This window comes from Pseudomonas sp. JL3 (assembly GCF_031570575.1).
Taxonomy (GTDB): Bacteria; Pseudomonadota; Gammaproteobacteria; order Pseudomonadales; family Pseudomonadaceae; genus Aquipseudomonas; species Aquipseudomonas cucumis.
In genome coordinates this window covers 82150-98118 of sequence record NZ_JAKWJK010000015.1, presented here as the reverse complement: position 1 = coordinate 98118, position 15969 = coordinate 82150, and the positions used below count along the sequence as shown (strand labels likewise).

At 60.5% G+C, this 15969-nt stretch carries 12 protein-coding genes and 1 pseudogene; 11 read left to right on the top strand and 2 right to left on the bottom strand.

Annotation, left to right across the window (positions count from 1 at the left end; genetic code table 11):
- The first annotated feature begins 64 nt into the window (after nt 1-64).
- The 3 genes from MMG91_RS22400 to MMG91_RS22390 all read left to right on the top strand — a co-directional run bounded on the left by MMG91_RS22400 (nt 65) and on the right by MMG91_RS22390 (nt 3778).
- Nucleotides 65-1840, top strand: coding sequence for a sigma 54-interacting transcriptional regulator (locus MMG91_RS22400; protein WP_310660735.1), 1776 nt, complete (start codon nt 65-67; stop codon nt 1838-1840).
- A gap of 129 nt (nt 1841-1969) precedes the next feature.
- On the top strand, nt 1970-2878 hold the full coding sequence (locus MMG91_RS22395; RefSeq protein ID WP_310660734.1) for an alpha/beta hydrolase: 909 nt from the start codon (nt 1970-1972) through the stop codon (nt 2876-2878).
- A 135-nt stretch (nt 2879-3013) separates the two neighbouring features.
- Complete coding sequence (locus MMG91_RS22390) at nt 3014-3778, top strand: ABC transporter substrate-binding protein (RefSeq protein WP_310660733.1); 765 nt, start codon at nt 3014-3016, stop codon at nt 3776-3778.
- A gap of 212 nt (nt 3779-3990) precedes the next feature.
- Here MMG91_RS22390 and otnI read toward each other — a convergent pair whose 3' ends face one another.
- Complete coding sequence (otnI, locus tag MMG91_RS22385) at nt 3991-4773, bottom strand: 2-oxo-tetronate isomerase (RefSeq protein WP_310660732.1); 783 nt, start codon at nt 4771-4773, stop codon at nt 3991-3993.
- A 13-nt stretch (nt 4774-4786) separates the two neighbouring features.
- Nucleotides 4787-5059: pseudogene (locus MMG91_RS22380) on the bottom strand (transporter); the annotation flags it as partial.
- 250 nt (nt 5060-5309) lie between these two features.
- Between MMG91_RS22380 and MMG91_RS22375 the strand changes: the two are divergent.
- Genes MMG91_RS22375 through MMG91_RS22340 form a run of 8 tightly spaced genes read left to right on the top strand, consistent with a single transcriptional unit; the run spans nt 5310 to nt 15941 of the window.
- The gene (locus MMG91_RS22375) at nt 5310-7184 is read left to right on the top strand and encodes a 3-dehydroquinate synthase (RefSeq protein WP_310660731.1); all 1875 of its coding nucleotides are present in this window, start codon (nt 5310-5312) and stop codon (nt 7182-7184) included.
- Nucleotides 7181-8071, top strand: coding sequence for a UbiA family prenyltransferase (locus tag MMG91_RS22370; protein WP_310660730.1), 891 nt, complete (start codon nt 7181-7183; stop codon nt 8069-8071). The genes MMG91_RS22375 and MMG91_RS22370 overlap by 4 nt, the downstream gene beginning before the upstream one ends.
- Complete coding sequence (locus tag MMG91_RS22365; protein WP_310660729.1) at nt 8068-8841, top strand: EboA domain-containing protein; 774 nt, start codon at nt 8068-8070, stop codon at nt 8839-8841. The genes MMG91_RS22370 and MMG91_RS22365 overlap by 4 nt, the downstream gene beginning before the upstream one ends.
- Before the next feature lie 36 nt (nt 8842-8877).
- Entirely contained in the window at nt 8878-9762 is an 885-nt protein-coding gene (locus tag MMG91_RS22360) for a TatD family hydrolase (RefSeq protein WP_310660728.1), read from the top strand.
- A complete protein-coding gene (gene eboE, locus MMG91_RS22355; protein ID WP_310660727.1) occupies nt 9759-10991 on the top strand; it encodes a metabolite traffic protein EboE in 1233 nt (410 codons plus the stop codon). Before MMG91_RS22360 ends, eboE begins: the two co-directional genes overlap by 4 nt.
- Nucleotides 10981-12426, top strand: coding sequence for an alkaline phosphatase family protein (locus tag MMG91_RS22350; protein WP_310660726.1), 1446 nt, complete (start codon nt 10981-10983; stop codon nt 12424-12426). The genes eboE and MMG91_RS22350 overlap by 11 nt, the downstream gene beginning before the upstream one ends.
- The gene (locus tag MMG91_RS22345; RefSeq protein WP_019578685.1) at nt 12405-13544 is read left to right on the top strand and encodes a hypothetical protein; all 1140 of its coding nucleotides are present in this window, start codon (nt 12405-12407) and stop codon (nt 13542-13544) included. Before MMG91_RS22350 ends, MMG91_RS22345 begins: the two co-directional genes overlap by 22 nt.
- A 12-nt stretch (nt 13545-13556) precedes the next feature.
- Complete coding sequence (locus MMG91_RS22340) at nt 13557-15941, top strand: hypothetical protein (RefSeq protein ID WP_305445689.1); 2385 nt, start codon at nt 13557-13559, stop codon at nt 15939-15941.
- Nucleotides 15942-15969: the final 28 nt, after the last annotated feature.

Below are 15969 nucleotides of genomic sequence, written 5' to 3'. Positions count from 1 at the left end.
TGTTTAATAACTGTTTTGCTAATTGATCATTTCGATCAGTCGACTCGCTCAGGGGCATATAACAATGAATAATCCCCATTCGCTGCTTCCTCATCTCGCGGTGCAGGAGGAACATTTCTCGCCCCGAGGAGACAGCACTCAACTGACCGAGGGCAACTCACCGACCCTGGCCGAGTTAGCCGAATGCCTGTTCTTTTCCCCGGTTGACGGACGTATCTGGCTCAACGACCAGCGCATGCTGCTATTGCACAGTTCATCCTTCGGCGCACTGCGACGGGAGATTATCGAGCGCCAGGGCCTGGAACAGACCCGCGGTCTGTTTACCCGCACCGGCTATTTGTCCGGCGCACGCGATGCGCGATTGATCCGCGAGCGCTGGCCAGACGCCGATGCCGCGGCGGTTTTCTCCGCCGGCACGCGCCTGCACACACTCGAAGGCATGACCAAGGTCGAACCCCTGCACTTCAAATTCGACGCCGACTCAGGCTTCTACGAAGGTGAATTCCTCTGGCACCACTCCTGTGAGGCCGACGAACATATCGCCGCCTACGGGATCGGCCAGGATCCGGTGTGCTGGACCGAACTGGGCTATGCCATCGGTTATGTCAGCGGGCTGTTCGGCCGCTTGGTGATCTTCCGTGAAACCGAGTGCCGGGGCATGGGCCATGAGAGCTGCCGGGTGATCGGCAAGACCGCCGAGCAATGGGGCGATGTCGAACAGGACCTGAGTTACCTCACCGCTTCGCCATCCGGCGTCGCCCCGAAGCAGCGTCCCGCCCCGGCACCCGCGCCTCAGGACGACGACAGCGAAACACCCGGCGGGCCAAAACCCATTGGCGCCAGCGCCGCCTTCAATGCCGCGACCCTCGCCTTGCAGCGGGTTGCGCCGACGCCTGCCACAGTGCTGTTCAGCGGCGAGTCCGGAGTCGGCAAGGAATTGTTCGCCCGTCAATTGCATCAGTTCAGCCCACGCCATCAAGCACCTTTCGTGGCCCTCAACTGCGCCGCGATCCCGGACAATCTGATCGAGGCCGAACTGTTCGGTGTCGAACGCGGCGCCTATACCGGCGCGACCCATTCGCGCCCTGGACGCTTCGAACGGGCTCACGGCGGCACGCTGTTTCTCGATGAAATCGCCAGCCTCAGCCTGCCTGGGCAGGGCAAGTTGCTGCGTGCGCTGCAAGAGCGTGAGATCGAGCGCATCGGTGCAAGCCAGCCGATAAAGGTCGATGTCCGGGTGGTGGCGGCAACCAATGTCGACTTGCGCAAAGCCGTGGCGGCCGGAGACTTTCGTGAGGACCTGTTCTACCGCCTGAACGTCTACCCCATCACGTTGCCGCCATTGCGTGAACGTCGTGATGACATCCCGTTGCTGGTCAACGCGTTTCTGCGACGCTTCTGTCAGGCCTACGCCCGCAAGCCCGCCGGGCTGACCATGCGCGCACTGAAGGTGTTGTTGCGCTATGACTTCCCCGGCAACGTTCGGGAATTGCAGAACCTGGTCGAGCGCGGCCTGATCGCCAGCGAAGATGGTCAAGCCATCGACCTGGTCCACCTGTTTCGCAACGAACCCATGCCACAGGAGGCGTACTCTCTGGACGGCAATGGCAGCCTCGCAGCTACTGACCCGGGCCCCGCCAACACGCAGCCTCGCCCGGCCTTGCTGGAAACCCTGGCTCGCCTGGAACACGGCTTCTCCATTGAGGGTCTGGAGTCGCGGTTGATCGACGAAGCGCTGCAAAAGAGCGAAGGCAATCTGGCCGCCGCCGCACGACTGCTGGGGTTGAGTCGTGCGCAGTTTGCCTACCGATTGAAGAAGTACCGACAGGCATCGGCCTGACTCAGGCCGAGTCAATGCAGACCCGTTGTAGATGAGGATGAAACGAAATTATCTTGCCAATATAGTTATGGTGATTAACTATATTTAAAGTTAACTAGTTTGCCCCATAACACGCGCCCCGGAGTCCACATGCCCCATAACAACAACATCGACGGCATCATCGAACAACTCAGCCAACTGCCCTCCCTCGGCTCGCTGACTATCGACCAACAACGTCAACAGGCCGAACAACTCTTCGGCGCCGGCTCCTGTGCCGAGGGCGTGACCTTTGAGGCCGCCAGTCTGGCCAGCGTCAGCGGGCTTTGGGCCATTCCCACAGATGCCCGGCCTGACTTCGTCTTGCTGTATCTGCATGGCGGAGGCTACTCATTCGGCAGCGCCCAGGCCTATCGCCCGCTCGTCAGCCAACTGGCAGCCCGCAGCGGGATTCGTACCCTTTGCATCGATTACCGCCTGGCCCCGGAACACCCTTTCCCGGCCGCCGTAGAGGACGCTCTGGATGTCTACCGTACACTCCTCGAAAACGGTGTGAACACCGAACACCTGGTGCTGGCCGGCGACAGTGCCGGCGGCGGTCTGTGCATGGCTCTGATGTTGGCTGCCAAGGCCGCTGGTTTGCCGCTGCCCGCGGCTGCGGTAGTGATGTCGCCTTGGGTGGACATGGCTCAGACGGGAGCGTCCTGGAATTTGCAGAAGGCTCGAGATCCATTGCTCGGCCCGCTTGCTGGCAAGACCCTTATGGCCGACACCTATCTGCAGGGCGCCGAACCACTGAATCCGCTGGCCTCCCCCCTATACGGTGACCTTCAGAATCTACCACCAGTGCTGATCCAGGTGGGCAGCCGGGAATGCCTGCTGGACGATTCAACCCGACTCGCCAGCCGCCTGGCCAGCGCCGAAGTGGCGGTACACCTGGACGTCTGGCCGGGAATGATTCATGTCTTCCAGAGCATGAGCGATCAACTCGAAGAAGCCCGCCGGGCACTGGACCAGATCAGCGCCTTCCTCCTTCGGCACCTGGGGGATGATGTGTCCTGACCTCAAGTTTGCGTAGAATGCCGTGTCGAAACCGGATTCAATAACAAAAAACGGTCGGCAGACTCATCATCCTTGTGATCAACACCACTGGTGACTTGTGGCGCCCTTCTACGTTCAATGCCTGACCTATCAACCATGAGCGAGAGCTCATGGGTATTAATTGCCAATACAAAAGCGCTTTGCAGGTTTTGTCTGTCGGTATCGTTGCTTATTGCAGGTAACGCCTCAGGCGCGCCATTGCCGCTTGAGTTGTATATCCCTGACGCGCCGCCACTGACGTTTGTCGATGGCTCCAAAGGCCACGGAATGGTCGGAGAAGCCGTCCTGACGGCCATTGCCAACGCTGGTTATGTCGCTCATGTCCATGGGCTTCCCTGGGCCAGAGCGCAGAAATACGTCAGCGAGAAGCAGGATCTTCTGATCGCCCCCTTGTCTCGCACGCCTGAACGCGAAGATCGCTTCACCTGGGTCGCACCGATCATGTCCATGGAGCGCGCTTTTTTCAGCCTCGACCGGCCGGTGAGCAGCTTTGCACAAGCCCAAAAAACCTACCGGGTGATCGGCGTCGGCCTGGGCAGTGCGCAGGAGGAAATCCTGCGTGCACAAGGCTTCAGCGACGAGCAGATCCATCCGCTGACCATTGGCGATAACCCCGCGCAGATGCTCTTGAAAGGTCGCCTTGATGCCTGGTTCAACGGTGTTCCCGAGAGTCAATACATCTGGCCGAAGATGTCTGAACGCAAGCTGTTCATGAGCCCGGTCATGAGCAGAGCGGAGCTCTATCTGGCTTGCTCCAGGCGTTGCTCCGCTCAACGGGTGCAAGACTTGCGCACGGCGGTTGAAACGCTTCGCGATGACGGCACTCTGGCGCGTATACAGAAGAGCTATTTGTCGCCATAACGACCCGCAACAACTCGTCCCTTTACCGTAGATTCGCTACTATGTTTGCCCCGCTTTCCTTGCCTGCGGATTTCTTCATTCTGGAGCCCGAATGCCTAGTCAAAAGGACATCGCCGCCGAAAGCGGCGCACCGATGATCCCTGCCGCGGCCGATAGCATTCGCAAGCAGGGTGTCGAACTGTTGTTGCCTTCCGATAGCAACGTGTAGGGCGTTAGCGCGCCTTCCAGTCCCGCAGCCACTGCAAGCCGGCCGAGGTGTTACCACGCGGCCGGTATTCGCACCCTACCCAGCCGTCATAACCCAACTGGTCGATCAACTCGAACAGATAGGGATAATTGACTTCGCCCAGGTCCGGCTCATGTCGATCCGGCACGCCGGCGATCTGGATATGGCCGATGCCGTCGAAGTCCCGACGCAGTTTAGTGGCCAGGTCACCTTCGACGATCTGGCAGTGGTAGCAGTCGAACTGAACCTTCAGGTTAGTGGCGCCCACTTCCTTGCAGATGGCCTGGGCCTGATCCTGGCGGTTGAGGAAAAAGCCCGGCATGTCCCGCGTGTTGATCGGTTCCAGCAGCACGGTGATGCCGGCCTTGGCGGCCTGCGCGGTGGCATAAGCCAGGTTCTCCAGGTACACGCCGTGATGGCGTGGGCGATCAGTTTCCGACGGTAGCAGCCCGGCCATCACATGGATGCGCGAGTTGCCCAGCGCCGCGGCGTATTCCAGCGCGCGATCGAAACCGCTGCGAAATTCACTCTCCCGCCCCGGCAACGATACCGTGCCCCGCTCGCCCGCCGCCCAATCGCCGGGCGGTGCGTTGAACAGTGCCTGCACCAGGCCGTTATCGCTCAAGCGCTGTTTGAGTTCCTGAGCGCTGTAGTCGTAGGGAAACAGGTATTCCACGGCTTCGAAACCATCGGCGGCAGCGGCGGCGAAGCGGTCCAGAAACTCATGTTCCGGATAGAGCATGCTGAGGTTTGCAGCAAAACGAGGCATGGTAGCTCCTTGGGCCGGTGGTGCGCAGCATATCGGAGACCACGGCGCCGATTCCGGTATCCACCAACACCTTGCCGAACACACCGCCGGCACCGGCAATCAGGATCACCATGGCCACGCCAGGCAAGGCCCAGCCGATCACGTCAGACACCTGAGTACGACTCCAGCCCCGGCGCGAACCCAGCAACCAGGCACACAGCAAGGTATCGATCAGCAGCGCCACCAGCGGCGCGCCGAGCACGGTCATGATGCCGCGCAGGATCGAGTCGGCCGGCAGCTGTGAAGTATTTTTTTCAAAATAACATTTTTAACATCGACCCAGGGCATCCGTCGACGCAGGTGAAAAAGTCAGATTGCCATCAAGCTACCTTGCAAAAACACAACGACCGTCTAAGTTCAGAACTATCTCTACAGACGTAACCGAACCGTACATAAACCGGCCCCTCAGGCGAGAGAATCTATTGATCTAAAACCGACCAGACGCTGCTTTTAATTATTGACACGGAATCAGTCATAACAAAAAAGAGGGATGCTTGATGAAGCGCAGCCATGGGTATCGTGCGTTCTCGCAAAAGGGGCCGGTCGGACATTTCTGGTTGTCACTGCTTTGCTTCTCAGGCCTGGTGATCGTCAGTTTTCTGTTGTTCGAACAACAGATCCAGGACTTCCTGACCCATCTCAACCTGTACTTGCCCTCCACACCCACTCAGAAACTCAACCTGGCACTGCTGCTGATCGCCCTGCTCGCGCTGGATGTGGTGCTGCCGGTGCCTTCGAGCATGGTGGCGCTGCTGGCCGTGGCCATGCTCGGCAGTCTCGGCGGCTATCTGGTGATTTTCATTGGCCTGTGCCTGGGTGCCGGTCTGGGTTATGCGCTGGGGGCCGGCTATTTTCGTCTGCTGTCCGGCCGCCTGGGTCTGCATCAGCGCCAGCCGGGGCAGTTGGCGTATCGGTTGGGCACGCTGTCGTTGATCTGCCTGCGCGGTGTGCCGGTATTGGCGGAAACCTCGGTGGTGGCCGCCGGCATGCAACGTTATCCGCTGCGCGCGTTTCTACTGGTCACCACCCTGGCCAATGCCGGCCTGGCACTGGCCTACAGCGCCATCGGCACCTTCCTCGTCGAGCAGAACGCGCTGCTGGTGACCCTCCTCGCCAGCATGGTGTTGCCCGGGCTGTTTATCGCTGGGTACAGCCTGTTCAAGACCTTGCGCAGGCACGACGCGGAGCAACCACTGCACGGGCGTTTCAAGGTCAATTACGACTACCCGGTGCTGTTCACCGATCACTTGTTCGATCCGGCCAATCCCTGCCTGCACCAGCAGCTCACCGCCCGGCACAGAGGGTCGGTGACGGCACTGGTGTTCGCCGATGAACAACTGCTGCAAAGCGCCCCGCAATTGCTGGAACAGATCAACGCCTACTTTGCCGCCCATGCGGCGGACCTGCACTTGCAGGCCGCGCCGATTACGGTGCCGGCCGGCGAATTGAGCAAGGATTCGCAGGTGTTGCAGCAGCTCTACAGCGACATGTTGCACCATGGGCTGGACCGACATTGTTATGTGCTGGCCCTGGGCGGCGGCGCGGTGCTGGATGCGGTGGGCTACGCCTGCGCCACCTTCCACCGTGGCATTCGCCTGATCCGCATCCCGAGCACCGTGCTGGCGCAGAACGACGCCGGCATCGGTGTGAAAAACGGCATCAATGCCTTCGGCCAGAAAAACCTGCTGGGGGCGTTCTATCCCGCCACTGCGGTGATCAACGACTTCCAGCTGCTGACCAGCCTGACCCGCCGTGACCAGATCGCCGGATTGGCCGAGGCGGTAAAAGTGGCGCTGATCAAAGACCAGGCCTTCTTCCAATGGATGGAGCAACAGGCCGACGCCCTCGCCCATTTCGATCACCCGGCCAGCCGCTATGCCATCCGCCGTTGCGCCGAGTTGCACCTGGCGCACATCACCGGGGCCGGCGACCCCTTCGAACGCGGTAACGGACGACCACTGGATTACGGGCACTGGGCCGCGCACAAACTGGAAAACCTCAGCCAGCACCGACTGCGCCATGGTGAAGCCGTGGCGGTGGGCATGGCCCTGGATGGACTCTATGCCAATGCCCTGGGACTGTTGAGCGATACCGATACCGAACGGGTGCTGAACCTGCTGCTTAAGCTCGGCTTCAACCTGTGCCCGCCGGAACTGTCCTTGAAAGATGCACAGGGGCGCTCACAGGTTTTGCTCGGGCTGGAGGAATTCCGCCAGCACCTGGGCGGGCAACTCTCCATCCCCATGCTCAGCCGGATCGGCGAGTCGGTGGACCTGCATGAGATCGATGCCGCGCGGATGGAGCAAGCGTTGCAGCGACTGTCCACCCGCATCGACCCGGTACTCACCCTCAGCGAAGGCTGCGCGCGATGAGCCAGACATCACCGAACCTCAAGACCTGGATGACCCTGGGCAGGGTATCCAACCTGCCCACGGTGTGGACCAACACCCTGGCCGCCGCCCTGCTGGCCAGCAGTGCCGGTGCCCTGGCGCCACCGTCGTCGCTGGTGTGGATCCTGCTGCTGGCCGCGCTGTCGCTGCTGTATTTGGCCGGCATGTTGTTGAACGACCTGCTGGACGCCGACTGGGACCAACAGCACCACAACCCGCGCCCCATCACGTTGGGTCTGGTCAGCCGCCAACAAGTGGGGCTGGCTACTGCGCTGTTGCTGATACTGGCTGCGGCCTCGGTACTGGGCCTGAGCCGGTTGATCGATCAACCGCACTGGTTGCTGGGTAGCGCCACCCTGCTGGTGGGCTGCATCCTCGGCTACAACTTGCTGCACAAGAAATACGCCCACAGCGTCTGGTTGATGGGCGCCTGTCGCTCGGCCCTCTACCTCACGGCAGCGGCCAGCCTGGCGGTGCCGCCGGAGCCGATCTGGCTGTGCGCCATGTTGCTGGGTGTCTACATCAGCGGCCTGACTTACCTGGCTCGTCAGGAACACAACAACCAGTTGCTCAGTCGCCTGCCGCTACTGCTGATGTTGAGCCCGCTGGCGCTGGCGATCTATTCCGACAACGCCTGGTTCTGGCCGGTGCTACTGCTCTGGCTTGGCTGGCTGGGCTGGCACTACTGGCACCACTTGGCCCACCCGCAGCAACGGCAAGTCCGTGCCTTCATCGGCGCTGGCCTGGCGGCTCTGCCACTGTTCGATGCCCTGGTGCTGGCTGTGGCCAACCAGCCACTGGGCAGCCTGTTATGCGTTCTGGTGTTTTTCCTGCTTCCACACTTCCAGCGCTGGATCAAACCGACATGAACATGGACGTCACTGCATCGCCATCGGCGGCCCTCGAAATGCGCCACGACTGCCTCGCCGAACAACACCAGGCCCTCACACTGCAGCTCGATGACACCGAGCTGCAGTGGTGGCACCAGGCACAGGAGCGGCTTGCCCAACACCCGGACGCCAATACTGCGGCGCTGTTGAGCAGCCAGTGCAGGCGCAACCTCAAGGAACAGCCACTGCCCCACAATCCCGGCTGGAGCAACATTCAGTTGGCGCGGGCGTTGTTGCTGGCTCAGGTCCTGGAGCAACAACCCCAGGCCGGGCAACTGCCGTTGCTGCGCCAACTGTTCCTGTGGGGTGACGATCAGGAAAAAATCGCCACCTTGAAAGCCCTCGACTGGCTCGACAGTCGCGGGCTTTGCGTGGAACTGGCACTGCAAGCCGGGCGTACCAGTAACAGCCAGGTGTTCGCCGCCCTCGCCCTGGACACCCTCTACCCGTCGCGTCACTACAGCGAACGGGCCTTCCATCAACTGGTGCTCAAAGCACTGGGCATGGGGCTCGACATACGCCGCCTGATCGGCCTGACGCAACGACACAGCGTCACCCTCAACCAACTGGCCCTCGACCTACTGGACGAACAGCTCGCTGCCGAACGAACGGTGTCCGCCGGGCTGCCCCGAATGATTGCCTTCGACCTGCTCAGCCCGGCGCAACACCAGCGTCTGAGCGGCCTGAGTCAGCAGCAACGCTTGCCGCCTGAGTGGCACGAGTACCTGGCCGACGCCTCACAGAACTGACACTCAACGACTCCTTTTCCTTGACGAGGATTTACCATGCTCAAGTACTTCGACCCGCATATTCATATGGTCAGCCGTACCACCGATGACTACCAGAACATGGCCGCCGCCGGCATCACCGGAGTGATCGAACCGGCCTTCTGGCAGGGCCAGGCCAGGACCAGCGTCGGCAGTTTCATCGACTACTTCGACACCCTGTTGGGCTGGGAGCGCTTTCGCGCCAGCATGTTCGGCATTCATCATTTCTGCACCATCGGCCTCAACCCCAAGGAGGCCAACGACCTGTCGGTGGCCAATGAAGTGCTGGAGATTCTGCCGCGCTACCTGGTGAAAGACGGCGTCGTGGCGGTCGGCGAAATCGGCTACGACGACATCACCCCGGAGGAAGATCGCTTCCTCGCCGCTCAGCTGGAACTGGCCAGACAATTCAATTTGCCGGTGCTGGTGCACACCCCGCACCGCGACAAGATCGGTGGCACCAAACGCACCCTGGCAGTGATTCGCGAAGTCGGGATTGCCGAGCACCTGGTGATCATCGACCACCTCAACGAACTGACCTTGCCTTTGGTGTTGGACAGCGACTGCTGGCGCGGCCATTCGATCTACCCCAACACCAAGATGTCGGAACAGCGCATGGTCGCCCTGTTGCAGCAGTACGGCACCGAGAAAATGGTGGTCAACAGCGCCGCCGACTGGGGCATCAGCGACCCGCTCAAGGTGCCGAAAACGGGTGAAGCGATGCTGGCTGCCGGCTTCAGCAAAGCCCAAGTCGAACAGGTGCTGTTCCACAACCCCGTGGACTTTTTTGCCCAAAGCGGCCAACTGGACAAGGCCCTGGTCAGCACCCCGCTGCCCATCGACCAGCGTCGGCAGTGGCAGGACAACTCTGCCCTGCGTGGCCAGGAACCGGTGATCAAATGAGTGCCGGCACGGGTTGGGCTGCCGCGCAGGTCGGTTATTGCAGCAATGTGCACCCGACCCGTGACCTGGCGGGGCTACGGTCCTCCATCGAACAGCATTTTCAGGGTGTGCGAACCCTGCGCGGGTTGAACGAGCAGGACAGTGGATTGTGGATCAGCGCCCTCGCCGCGTCTGAATTACAACAGGCATCGGCTCGCACGGACTTCCTGAGCCTGCTGCAACGCAGCGGCCTACGCCTGACCTCGCTTAACGGCTTTCCCTACGGCCAATTTCATCAGGGCGCGGTGAAAGCCGAGGTGTATCTGCCCAGTTGGGCCGATCCGGAACGGCTGGCATACAGCCTGAATCTGGCGCGGATCCTCGCGGATGCCCTGCCCCCGGACTGTAAACAAGGGGTGATCTCCACCGTGCCGCTGGGCTATGCCGCTAGCTGGAACCCGGCCTTACAGCAGCGTGCCGAGCATCTGCTGCGCCAACTCACGGCCGCACTGGCCAGGCTGCATCTGGAGACGGGCAAGAAGATCGTGTTCTGCCTGGAAATGGAGCCGGACTGCGTGCTGGAAAACACCGATCAGACCATCGCCTTCTTCCACCGCTACCAAGCCACGGACCAGCACCATGAATACTTGGCGCTGTGTTTTGATGTCTGCCACCAGGCAGTGATGTTCGAAGACTGCTATCAATCGCTAGAAAGGTTGCGTCAGGCCCGGGTGCCCGTCGGCAAGATCCAGCTGTCCAACGCCCTGATTTGTCACCTGCCCCCTGAAGACGACAACCGGCGCGAACACATACTCAAGACCTTGAGCGACTTTGCCGAAACCACCTACCTGCATCAAGTGAAAGCCCGCGATGCGCAGGACCGGTTATTGGCCTGGGCGGACCTTCCCGCCGCACTCGACGATTGCGCTAAAAGCCCGGGGCAATACTCCGAACTGAGGATTCATTTCCACATTCCACTGTTCAGTGAACACTTGCTGCTGCCCGAACTCAGCGGCACTCAGATCGCCCTGTCGCAGACCTTCGACTTTCTCACAAACCATGGGGATTTTCGTCCCGTGCTGGAAGTGGAAACCTATAGCTGGGGCGTCCTGCCCGAGCAGTTGCGGCCCAACACCGAGTACGCCCAGCTCCAGGGGATCGCTGCAGAACTGCGCTGGGTAGAAGACCAATTGCGACAACGGCAATTGCTGCAACCTCAAGCGCGGGAGGCGTGCGCCAATGCCCTCTGATCACGAGCGTCAACCGCTGCTGCTGATCAACGTGGTCGGGCTGACCCCGGCGCTGCTGGGGCCGGCGACACCACACATCAATGCCTTATTGAAAACGGCAAAAATGGCCAGCCTGCAACCGGTGTTTCCGGCCGTCACGTCGACGGTGCAGGCGTCGATTCTCACCGGCCTGTCGCCGTCGCAACACGGCATCGTGGGCAACGGCTGGTATTTTCGCGACCAGGCCGAAGTGCGTTTCTGGCTGCAACCCAACGCATTGATCCAGGGGGAAAAGGTCTGGCAGCAGCTCAAGCGTGAGATCCCCGGGTTTCGCTGCAGCCAGTTGTTCTGGTGGTTCAACATGCATGCGGACGTGGACGCCGCCATCACCCCACGCCCTCACTACCCGGCCGATGGCCGCAAAATGTTTGGTCTGTATTCGTCACCGGCCTCGTTGCACGAACGCATCGAGCAGCAGATCGGCGAATTCCCGTTTCCGAGTTTCTGGGGTCCGGCGGCCGGCATCGCGTCAAGCCGCTGGATCGTCGACTGTGCCATCGCCGAATTCCAGCTCGACCGACCCGACCTGCAATTGGTCTACCTGCCCCATCTGGACTACAGCCTGCAGCGCCTGGGCCCCGATCATCCGTCGATTGCCGACGAGGTGCGGGCCATCGACAGTGAAGTGGGTCGTCTGCTGACCTTTGCCCAAGAACAAGGCGCGGCGGTGATGCTGCTGTCCGAATACGGCATCGAAGCGGTCCAGCAATCGGTCTCCATCAACCGGCTATTGCGCTCGGAAGGCTTGCTGCAGGTGCGCCAATCGCTGACCTGGGAGTTGCTCGACCCCGGCGCCAGCGCAGCTTTTGCCGTAGTCGATCATCAGATCGCGCATGTCTACGTGAAGCAGGCGCAAGACATCCCTCGCGTCAAAGCGTTGTTGCAGCGCCAGCCCGGCATCGAGCAGGTGCTGGATAAAGCCGAACAACGGGCCTGGCAACTGGATCATCCGCGCAGCGGCGAGCTGGTGACCGTGGCCGCGCCGGGTTACTGGTTCGATTACTACTACTGGCTCGACGATCGCAAGGCACCTGACTTTGCCCGCACCGTGGACATCCATCGCAAGCCAGGCTACGACCCGTTGGAACTGTTCATCGACCCGGCCATTCGCTTCCCCAAACTGAAAGTGGCGCGCCGCCTGCTACAGAAAAAGCTCGGTTTTCGCTACTACATGGACCTGATTCCGCTGGACACCCGCCTGGTCCGCGGCAGCCATGGCCGCCTGCCCACCAGCGAACAGACCGGCCCACTGCTCATCACCAATTGCGATCTGCCGTTGCCCCAGCGTCTTGCGGCCACGGCCGTGAAGCAACTGCTCCTGGATCACTTCCTGGGGCATTCACACACCGACCCGGCCAATGCCAAGGAGCTTCCATGCGGCGAGCCATTTCTATAACAGTTCTGAGTGCCCTGGCCGGTTTGGCTCAGGCACAGGACACCAACAACTTCAACTGCAGCAACTTCCTGCAATTTGGAATCAGTGCCGACCAGACCCGTACGGCGTTCAACAAGCACCCCGAGACCATGGCCTGGAACTGGTTCGTCTGCCTGAACCAGCCCGACGCCCAGGGTTACAACCGCGTGTGGGAGTCGTTCAAGCCTTCCGACCAGGTCTACCTGGCCAATGGCGTCAACCCTGGCTCGTATGACAGCCGCATGAAGCCGCCGGACGAGGTGCTCAAGCAAGCCAAGGCCCTGGGGCTGGACGCGAACCGTCTGCTGCACAACCTCAATGCCACGCAGCAGGTCGACGGGATGAGCCTGGAAATGGGCGGTACCGTCGTGCCTGAGGCACAGCGAGGCCAAGTCGTGCGCTTTCAACTGCTGATGTCCCAGGACACTTATAACTACATCGTCAAGAACAATGTCTACAACGTAGATGGCCAGGAGGCCCTGACGAGCAACCTGAACTTTCCCGCCACGGCCTGGGAATTGAAAGCCGCCTGGCTGTGGATCGGCGCGGACATGGACTACAAGAAGAAGCTGGAGAACGACGGCTACTACACCGCCCAGGCCTATTACCAGCAGGGCACCGACTACAGGGTCGGCTATGCGGCGTTGAGTGGCTTGCATGTGGTCAACAAACTGGACTCCAGCTGGGTCTGGACCACCTTCGAGAACGTCAACAACAGAAAGTACACCGTGACCAAGGGCCACCCGCCCCGGCCGATGACAAACAGCACCGGACCGACATCGGATGCCATACCGGTCAATACGCAGTTCCAGGCCAACAACCCGACGCTGTCGAAATACGAGTTGATCGGCGTGGAATATCAACCCAAGACCCAGGTGCTGGCGAACTCGCAGCTGGAATCGGCGTTCCAGGACACCTCATCCTGCCTGGCCTGCCACGGCACCGCCGCCTACTCGAAGACCGACGGTTACTTCAATTTCGCCATCCCGACCCAGGGCGGTCTCACCTACCCCACTACACCGCTGCCGGACAAAGACTTCAACGGCTACAAAAAACTGGATTTTGTCTGGTCGCTGAAACGCGCCCAGTGGAAACGCTAAGGAGAGCACGACATGAGCGTATTGAATTTTCCCCGCATCTACCTCAACGGCCAGATGTTCTGGAACCCGCCAACAGCCAACAACAACGACATGTTCCCGCTGTATGACGCGGTGAACACGGACATCAACTGGTCGTTCATGACGCACTTCGGCATCGACCGGAACAATGCTCCCGACACCCTGATGCCATGGGCCATCTCGACGCAGTACATGGCTGGCATGCCGACCTATGTACAGCAGGTGCCAAACAATATCAATCCGAAGCATGACCCGTACATGCCCGCCGAATGGGATCTGTTTGGCGACAACGGTTGCGGCCTGGTGAACTACGGGAAAACCAAGTCGACCGTTATCGGCGGCGAAGTGCAGCCCAATAGCTACATCGATAAGGATGCACTGATCGGCGCGCAATACCACTTGCTCGGCAGCCCCCTGGGCAGCAATACCCCGACCGCGGCGCGCTTCGTGGATATCAGCCCATGGCAGAACACCTTCACGGCGCTGTACTTCGACAAACTGGTGTTAGGGGACGCGAACTGCGGCCTGACCCTCAACCGCAAGTACCGGATGATGGACCGTTTCCTGAACTTCAGTTGGGGAGCCCTGGGTGGCCTGGTGAACGTCAGCACCACCTGGCAGACCTGCTTCCCCAAGGAGAATCTGGAATGGGCGCTCGGCAACTCGTCCCTGCTGGCCAACCTGAAGCAGCAGATGGAGCAGCAAGGGGCACAGGGCCTGATGTTCCGCTTTTGCGTCTACCTGACCTGCTATGACAAGAACGGGATATTCAACGATTACCCACAGCGCCTCGACACCCGTTCCAACAACCCGAACGTCATGGCGAAAGTGCGTGACCTCTACAGAAAGGGCTTGGACAACGTCAACGAGATTTTCTTCAATCCTGCCTACAGCCGCACCTCGGCGGTCCTGGGGCTGTGGTTCGCCGGTGAATACCCCACCGCGCCCGCCGGAAGGCGACTGGTGGCCAATGAGGCGGTGTCGATGAGCCAGCTGTATTCCCAGGAGACACAACAAGTCAAGTTGGGGGTGATTTCGGCACAGATCAACGACTACACCCTGTCACTTGACCTGGGCAATACCTTTCCGAGCTATCCCGTGGATGCCACGGCTGATATCCCCGTCCCGGAAAAATTCAATGCCGGTACCTACCATTTGGGTGCCGAGAAGGATGGAACATTCAAGCCGGCGGTCATCTTGAACTTCGCGGACTATCGGCAGTCGGCCTTCAACCAGCGCTCGGGTATCCTCGATGTTCCCCTCGATGACTATACCAAGGGTGTATTGGAATCCGGTCCCCTGATTCTACGTCGGTTGGGCCTGTACAGCGCTCCCCAGACCGTCGCCGCCACCCAGCAGACATGGACCGCCGAGGTGATCGAAAGCGGCAGCTTCATCGACGTCGGCGACTACAAGAAGCTGACCATCATGGTGCAGAACAATGGCCAGCCGGCCGCCAACACGACACTGTGGGTGGCCGAGTACAACAACCCCTACATGGTGACCAGCAGCGACTACTACCTGGCATTCAGCAACGCCGCCGACTTCACGCTGTTCTACGACAACCCGGCGGACCGCAGCAAGAACACGGCCGGTCTGCCGCAGTTCACCGACGCACCCTCGGTCGGCCTCTACCGCAGCACTGGCAGCGGCCGCCGACTGACGGACCTGCAGGACGTGCCTGAACCTTCTGGAACCCCAGTCGGTTATCAAGAGTTCCTCACTGTTTCCGGTAAACCGGTCGCGGTGAACCTGCGCCCCTGCCTGACCCTGGACAAGCCCATCGGTCGCACCGGTACGCTGAACGACGAGAAGGGCAACTCCGTCAATTACACCTATGCCGTCATCACCACCAACGCCCAAGGTATCGCTCAGATAGGCTGCAAGGCAGTCGCGCCAGGCTTCCCCACCCTGCGCTTCTTCGTGAAGGAAGGCGATAAGGATCCGACCATCCCCTTCAGCTTCCCGCTCACCGAGGCCTACGTCGACTTCCTTGCCCCGCTGCGGGTCCTGCCGCTGGACATGAAGTTGCAACAGGACTTCATCGACACCTGGAACGGCATGTGCACCTCCACGCAAGCTCCGGAAGAAATATGGAACACGTTCATCTTTCCAAAGGTGCTGCAGTCGTTCTATTACCTCTACCCCATCATGAACAAGTACATGCCCCTTGATTCACGCACGCGGGTGGAGGGCGCCGTCGACCAGTTACTCATATTGATCAACAAGGACAACCAGGACGAAAGCACCCTGGCCATGCCGATCACCCGAGACCTGTCGCAAAGCCGCCGCGCCGTGCTGCAGCTGTGGGCCAAACGCCTGGTGAAACTCAACTTCCCACCCAGGAAGCTCTCCATGAGCGACTACAACGACCTTTGACGTTTCACGCCGGATTACCGGGTGGCGA

Coding starts and splice junctions, on each gene's coding strand:
- MMG91_RS22400 (WP_310660735.1), top strand. CDS start 65: ATGAATAATCCCCATTCGCTGCTTCCTCATCTCGCGGTGCAGGAGGAA.
- MMG91_RS22395 (WP_310660734.1), top strand. CDS start 1,970: ATGCCCCATAACAACAACATCGACGGCATCATCGAACAACTCAGCCAA.
- MMG91_RS22390 (WP_310660733.1), top strand. CDS start 3,014: ATGAGCGAGAGCTCATGGGTATTAATTGCCAATACAAAAGCGCTTTGC.
- otnI (WP_310660732.1), bottom strand. CDS start 4,773: ATGCCTCGTTTTGCTGCAAACCTCAGCATGCTCTATCCGGAACATGAG.
- MMG91_RS22375 (WP_310660731.1), top strand. CDS start 5,310: ATGAAGCGCAGCCATGGGTATCGTGCGTTCTCGCAAAAGGGGCCGGTC.
- MMG91_RS22370 (WP_310660730.1), top strand. CDS start 7,181: ATGAGCCAGACATCACCGAACCTCAAGACCTGGATGACCCTGGGCAGG.
- MMG91_RS22365 (WP_310660729.1), top strand. CDS start 8,068: ATGAACATGGACGTCACTGCATCGCCATCGGCGGCCCTCGAAATGCGC.
- MMG91_RS22360 (WP_310660728.1), top strand. CDS start 8,878: ATGCTCAAGTACTTCGACCCGCATATTCATATGGTCAGCCGTACCACC.
- eboE (WP_310660727.1), top strand. CDS start 9,759: ATGAGTGCCGGCACGGGTTGGGCTGCCGCGCAGGTCGGTTATTGCAGC.
- MMG91_RS22350 (WP_310660726.1), top strand. CDS start 10,981: ATGCCCTCTGATCACGAGCGTCAACCGCTGCTGCTGATCAACGTGGTC.
- MMG91_RS22345 (WP_019578685.1), top strand. CDS start 12,405: ATGCGGCGAGCCATTTCTATAACAGTTCTGAGTGCCCTGGCCGGTTTG.
- MMG91_RS22340 (WP_305445689.1), top strand. CDS start 13,557: ATGAGCGTATTGAATTTTCCCCGCATCTACCTCAACGGCCAGATGTTC.